6 protein-coding genes are annotated in these 5,658 nt (G+C 70.6%); 3 read left to right on the forward strand and 3 right to left on the reverse strand.

The window, feature by feature from the left end:
* Both J1C73_RS13455 and J1C73_RS13460 read left to right on the forward strand, forming a co-directional pair.
* Positions 1-247: AMP-binding enzyme (locus J1C73_RS13455; RefSeq protein ID WP_443732219.1), on the forward strand; the 247-nt coding region annotated here is incomplete at its 5' end.
* Positions 244-1,851, forward strand: a complete 1,608-nt coding sequence (locus tag J1C73_RS13460) for an AMP-binding protein (protein WP_207316575.1) — start codon at positions 244-246, stop codon at positions 1,849-1,851. The genes J1C73_RS13455 and J1C73_RS13460, both read left to right, overlap by 4 nt.
* Positions 1,852-1,864: 13 nt before the next feature.
* Here J1C73_RS13460 and J1C73_RS13465 read toward each other — a convergent pair whose 3' ends face one another.
* The 3 genes from J1C73_RS13465 to J1C73_RS13475 all read right to left on the reverse strand — a co-directional run bounded on the left by J1C73_RS13465 (position 1,865) and on the right by J1C73_RS13475 (position 3,495).
* Complete coding sequence (locus tag J1C73_RS13465) at positions 1,865-2,113, reverse strand: hypothetical protein (RefSeq protein ID WP_207316576.1); 249 nt, start codon at positions 2,111-2,113, stop codon at positions 1,865-1,867.
* 76 nt (positions 2,114-2,189) lie between these two features.
* Positions 2,190-2,726 carry a GNAT family N-acetyltransferase gene (locus J1C73_RS13470; protein WP_207316577.1) on the reverse strand — a complete coding sequence of 179 codons (537 nt, stop codon included), beginning with the start codon at positions 2,724-2,726 and terminating at the stop codon, positions 2,190-2,192.
* Between the two features lie 46 nt (positions 2,727-2,772).
* Positions 2,773-3,495 carry a hypothetical protein gene (locus tag J1C73_RS13475; RefSeq protein ID WP_207316579.1) on the reverse strand — a complete coding sequence of 241 codons (723 nt, stop codon included), beginning with the start codon at positions 3,493-3,495 and terminating at the stop codon, positions 2,773-2,775.
* 292 nt (positions 3,496-3,787) lie between these two features.
* Here J1C73_RS13475 and gcl point away from each other — a divergent pair, with 292 nt between their 5' ends.
* Positions 3,788-5,563 (forward strand): glyoxylate carboligase, encoded by a 1,776-nt coding sequence (gene gcl, locus J1C73_RS13480; RefSeq protein ID WP_207316578.1) that lies wholly within the window; start codon positions 3,788-3,790, stop codon positions 5,561-5,563.
* Positions 5,564-5,658: the final 95 nt, after the last annotated feature.

The raw sequence follows: 5,658 nt of genomic DNA on the forward strand, positions 1-5,658 counted from the left end.
CGACCCGGTACGGCTCGCCGTCCCGAAGGCGTACGTCGTGCTCGCCGAGGGCTGGGAGCCCGGACCCGACACGGCCAAGGTGCTCTTCGCGCACTCCCGTGCCGTCCTCGCCCCGTACAAGCGGATCCGCCGGCTGGAGTTCGCCGAGCTGCCCAAGACCGTCTCCGGAAAGATCCGCCGGATCGAGCTGCGTGAGGCCACGGCCCGGGGCACGGGCACGGAGTACGCCGAGGGGGACCTGACGTGACCGAGCTGTCCTACGCCCACGGCACCGGCGCCACCGCCCTGCTCGGCGACACCATCGGGCGCAACCTCGACCGGGCGACCGAGGCGTTCGGTGAGCGCGAGGCGCTGGTCGACGTGGCCTCCGGGCGACGCTGGACGTATGCGGAACTCGGCGCGGACGTCGATGAGCTGGCCCGTGCGCTGATGGCGTCCGGGGTGGCCAAGGGGGACCGGGTCGGGATCTGGGCGCTCAACTGCCCCGAGTGGGTGCTCGTCCAGTACGCCACCGCTCGGATCGGCGCCGTCATGGTCAACATCAACCCCGCGTACCGGGCGCACGAGCTGGAGTACGTGCTGAAGCAGGCCGGGATCTCGATCCTGGTCGCCACGCTCGCGCACCGCACCAGCGACTACCGGGCCCTGGTGGACGTGGTCCGCGCGAACTGCCCCGCGCTGCGCGCCGTCCACTACATCGGCGACCCCAGCTGGGACGAGCTGCGGACGGCCGCAGGATCGGTGAGCCCGGAACAACTCGCCGCACGCGAGGCCCAGTTGTCCTGCGACGACCCGATCAACATCCAGTACACCTCGGGCACCACCGGCTTCCCCAAAGGCGCCACCCTCTCCCACCACAACATCCTCAACAACGGCTACTTCGTGGGGGAGCTGGTCGCCTACACCGAGCAGGACCGGGTCTGTCTGCCGGTCCCCTTCTACCACTGCTTCGGCATGGTCATGGGCAACCTCGGCATCACCTCGCACGGCGCCTGCATCGTGATTCCGGCCCCCGCCTTCGAGCCCGCCGCCGTGCTGGCCGCCGTCCAGCAGGAGCGCTGCACCTCGCTGTACGGCGTTCCCACCATGTTCATCGCCGAGCTGAACCTCCCCGGCTTCGCCTCGTACGACCTCTCCTCGCTGCGGACCGGCATCATGGCCGGATCGCCCTGCCCGGTCGAGGTGATGAAGCGGGTCGTCGCCGAGATGCACATGGACGAGGTGTCCATCTGCTACGGGATGACGGAGACCTCCCCGGTCTCCACCCAGACCCGCCGCGACGACGACCTGGAGCGCCGCACCGGCACCGTCGGCCGCGTGCTGCCGCACATCGAGGTCAAGGTCGTCGACCCGGCGACGGGCGTGACGCTGGAGCGCGGCGCCTCGGGCGAACTCTGCACCCGCGGCTACAGCGTGATGCTCGGCTACTGGGAGCAGCCCGAGCGGACCGCCGAAGTGATCGACGCGGGGCGCTGGATGCACACCGGGGACCTCGCGGTGATGCGCGAGGACGGCTATGTGCAGATCGTCGGCCGGATCAAGGACATGATCATCCGCGGTGGCGAGAACGTGTATCCGCGCGAGATCGAGGAGTTCCTCTACGGCCACCCCAAGATCGCGGATGTGCAGGTCGTGGGGGTGCCGGACGAGCGGTACGGCGAGGAGATCCTGGCCTGCGTCGTTCCCGGGGACCCGGCGGACCCGCCGACCCTGGAGGAGGTGGCGGCGTTCTGCCGCGGACAGCTGGCGCACTACAAGGTGCCGCGGCTGCTGGAGATCCTCGAAACCTTCCCGATGACGGTCAGCGGGAAGGTCCGGAAGATCGAACTGCGTGAGAACTACGGCCGGTAGGGACCGGGCGCCGTCAGGCGGCCTCAATGATGTCGCCGGTGACGGCGTGCCGGGTGGCGGCCGCCCACTCGATCAGGAGCACCTCGTACGCGGCGGACTCCACGGATGACCAGTCCTGCCCGGCGCGGGCGTCGACGAGCGCGCGGATCGCCTCGTTAGCCTCGACGGCGGCGGGGTGGGTCGGCTGGGCGAGGTGTGCGTGCTGCGGGGCGTGCGCCGGCGCATTGGGTGTGGGTGGAGAAAGCCGTGGAGTTAAGACCATGCGCCCCACTGTAAGGCCCGCCACCGACAACCGACCGAACATCTGTGGCCCCTGGCTCGAACGTGACCGATAGCACTCACTGTGGCCGGTTGATTTCTGTGAGGTGCGGCACGTCGCGCCGCATGCAGAGCCTCGGCCACCGGTCCAGCCCGTGCTCCGCCTCCTCGGCCCGGATCTTCCGCAGCCCGTCCGTGAGTTCGGCCTCCGCCAGCGCGCGGAAGCCGAGCCGGGCGTAGTACGGCGCGTTCCACGGGACGTGGGAGAACGTGGTGAGGGTGAGCGCGGCCAGGCCCTCGGCAGCCGCCCAGCTCTCCGTATGGACGATGAGGCCGCCGCCCAGTCCGCGCCGGGCGGCCGACGGGTGGACCGAGACCTGCTCGATATGGGCGGCGCCGTCGACCGGGTCGGCGACGAGATAGCCCAGTGGCCGGTCGTCGGCGCCGACGGTCACCCAGGCGCGGCCGGCCCGGCGGTACTCGTCGAGGACGTCCAGGGGCGGCGGCTCGTCGTCGGCCACGCAGGACATGCCGAGGGAGCGGAAGGGCTCTCCGGCGGCACGCTCGATGTCCTGGAGCAGCGGGAGATCCGGGCGTCGGGCGGGGCGGATGCGCATACCTGATTATGGAACGGGCTGCCCGCCGGGCGGTACGGGTCCGCGCTCAGGCGCCCGTGCTGACGAGTTCGTCCGCCGGGCTGTTCACCGGCTGCGGGGTCCCGGTGAGATCCATGACGAAGAGCGGGATGCCGAGCCCGTCCGCGCGCTCCCGGGCCTCCTGCGCGTAGCCGGCGAGCGAGAAGAGCACCGCGGAGACCGAGGCGCTCAGCGCGTTGAGCCACAGGCATTCGACATCGCGCAGTGCGGTGGCCCTGGTGGTGGAGTCGACCTGGGCGATCAGCCCCGCCGCCCGTAGGTCGATCCGGGACGAGGGGCGTTCGGCGGGCTGGACGACATCCCGGTAGCCGAGCCACTTCAGATACAGCGCGGCGGCGCCGACCGCGTCGCGTGCGGTACGGATCGTCAGCGGCCGGAACGCCGGCCTCGGGGCCGCGGCCGTACGCGGCAGCGGGATGTGCGACGGGCGCACCGGCCGCGACCCGGTCCCCGGCGGGCGGCCGGGGGACGCCACCGGGCGGACCGGGATCCGCAGCACCGCACCGCACGGGCAGCACAGCTCGGGCTGCGGCCACTGGTCGTGACGCCCGCAGGCGCGGCAGCGCACCGTCACCCAGTCGTCGTTCCAGGTGCGGTGGGTGATCGCCGTGACGGGGGCGTCGCGCAACAGCGGCGGGGCGGTCGGGGAGCCGCACGGGCACGGGTAGGTGGGTGTGACGTACATGTGGTCGCGGCGGCAGGCCGGGCACCGTACCGGCACTGACTCCACCATGGCCTCCTTCCGCCGCACGGACCGCGGGCGGCCCGGAATCCGGGCCGGCTCCGCTCCGTACCCCCATGCTCCACCAAGAGCGAGGTCCCGGGGAGGGACTTGAGCCACTTCGCGAGGCCGCTTCCGCTCGGGCCGCACTCCGCCGCCTCTCTTGACGACGGTCCGGGCGCACTTTAGATTTGCTTCCGTATAGCAGAATCAATTTTCCGTAATGCGGAATTGGCGCTCTCAGGTGGCGCGACAGAGCCCGACTCCACCCAGGTCCGAGCAGGAGCACTCAATGCCTCGAATGACCGCTGCCCGAGCGGCAGTTGAGATCCTCAAGCGCGAAGGCGTCAGCAACGCGTTCGGTGTGCCGGGCGCGGCGATCAACCCCTTCTACGCGGCCCTCAAGGCCTCCGGCGGGGTTCATCACACGCTCGCCCGCCACGTCGAGGGCGCCTCCCACATGGCGGAGGGCTACACCCGGGCCCGCCCGGGGAACATCGGCGTCTGCATCGGTACGTCGGGACCCGCCGGCACCGACATGATCACCGGCCTCTACTCCGCCATCGCCGACTCGATCCCGATCCTGTGCATCACCGGCCAGGCCCCGACCGCCGTCCTCCACAAGGAGGACTTCCAGGCCGTCGACATCGCGTCGATCGCCAAGCCGGTCACCAAGGCGGCCACCACCGTCCTGGAGGCCGCGCAGGTCCCCGGCGTCTTCCAGCAGGCCTTCCACCTCATGCGCACCGGCCGTCCCGGCCCGGTCCTCATCGACCTGCCGATCGATGTGCAGCTGACCGAGATCGAGTTCGACCCCGATCTGTACGAGCCGCTGCCGGTGCACAAGCCCGCCGCGAGCCGCAAGCAGATCGAGCGCGCGCTGGAGATGCTGAACGCCTCCGAGCGGCCGCTGCTCGTCGCGGGCGGCGGCATCATCAACGCCGACGCGTCCGAACTCCTGGTGGAGTTCGCCGAACTGACCGGCGTCCCGGTCGTCCCGACCCTGATGGGCTGGGGCATCCTCGCCGACGACCACGAGCTGAACGCCGGCATGGTCGGCCTCCAGACCTCGCACCGCTACGGCAACGCGAACTTCCTGGAGTCCGACTTCGTCCTCGGCATCGGCAACCGCTGGGCCAACCGTCACACCGGCAAGCTGGACGTCTACACGCGGGGCAGGAAGTTCGTCCACGTCGACATCGAGCCCACCCAGCTGGGCAAGATCTTCGCCCCCGACCTCGGTATCGCCTCCGACGCCAAGGCGGCGCTGGAGCTGTTCGTCGAGGTGGCGCGCGAGCTGAAGGCGGCCGGCGAGCTGAAGGACCGCTCGCAGTGGGCCGCGTCCACGCAGGAGCGCAGGGCGACCCTCCAGCGCCGTACGCACTTCGACCACGTGCCGCTGAAGCCGCAGCGGGTGTACGAGGAGATGAACCGGGCCTTCGGTCCCGAGACCCGGTACGTCACCACGATCGGCCTCTCCCAGATCGCGGGCGCGCAGATGCTGCACGTCTACCGGCCGCGCCACTGGATCAACTGCGGTCAGGCGGGCCCGCTCGGCTGGACCATCCCGGCCGCGCTGGGCGTCGCGACGGCCGACCCCGAGGGCTCCGTCGTCGCGCTCTCCGGTGACTACGACTTCCAGTTCATGCTGGAGGAGCTGGCGGTCGGCGCGCAGCACAACATCCCGTACGTGCACGTCCTGGTGAACAACTCCTACCTGGGGCTGATCCGCCAGGCGCAGCGCAACTTCGACATCGACTTCCAGGTCAACCTGGAGTTCGAGAACATCAACTCGCCGGAGCTGGGCGCCTATGGCGTGGACCACGTCAAGGTCGTCGAGGGCCTGGGCTGCAAGGCGATCCGGGTCACCGAGCCGGACCAGTTGCTCCCGGCCTTCGAGGAGGCCAAGAAGCTGGCGGCGGAGTTCCGGGTGCCGGTGGTCGTCGAGGCGATCCTGGAGCGGGTCACGAACATCGCGATGAGCGGTACGGACATCGCGTCGGTCAACGAGTTCGAGGACGTCGCGTCGGAGCCGGGCCACGCGCCGACGGCGATCAGGCCGCTGACGACGGCCTGACCCCGCACGGCCCCCGCGGCCCCCGCCTCCCCTTCAACGGGGGGCGGGGGCAGCTTTGTTGTGCGCGGAAACGATGTCCTCAATCGCCGGACGGG

It is taken from the genome of Streptomyces laculatispora, from assembly GCF_017353455.1.
Lineage (GTDB): Bacteria > Actinomycetota > Actinomycetes > Streptomycetales > Streptomycetaceae > Streptomyces > Streptomyces laculatispora.

Coding starts and splice junctions, on each gene's coding strand:
- J1C73_RS13465 (WP_207316576.1), bottom strand. CDS start 2,113: ATGGTCTTAACTCCACGGCTTTCTCCACCCACACCCAATGCGCCGGCG.
- J1C73_RS13470 (WP_207316577.1), bottom strand. CDS start 2,726: ATGCGCATCCGCCCCGCCCGACGCCCGGATCTCCCGCTGCTCCAGGAC.
- gcl (WP_207316578.1), top strand. CDS start 3,788: ATGACCGCTGCCCGAGCGGCAGTTGAGATCCTCAAGCGCGAAGGCGTC.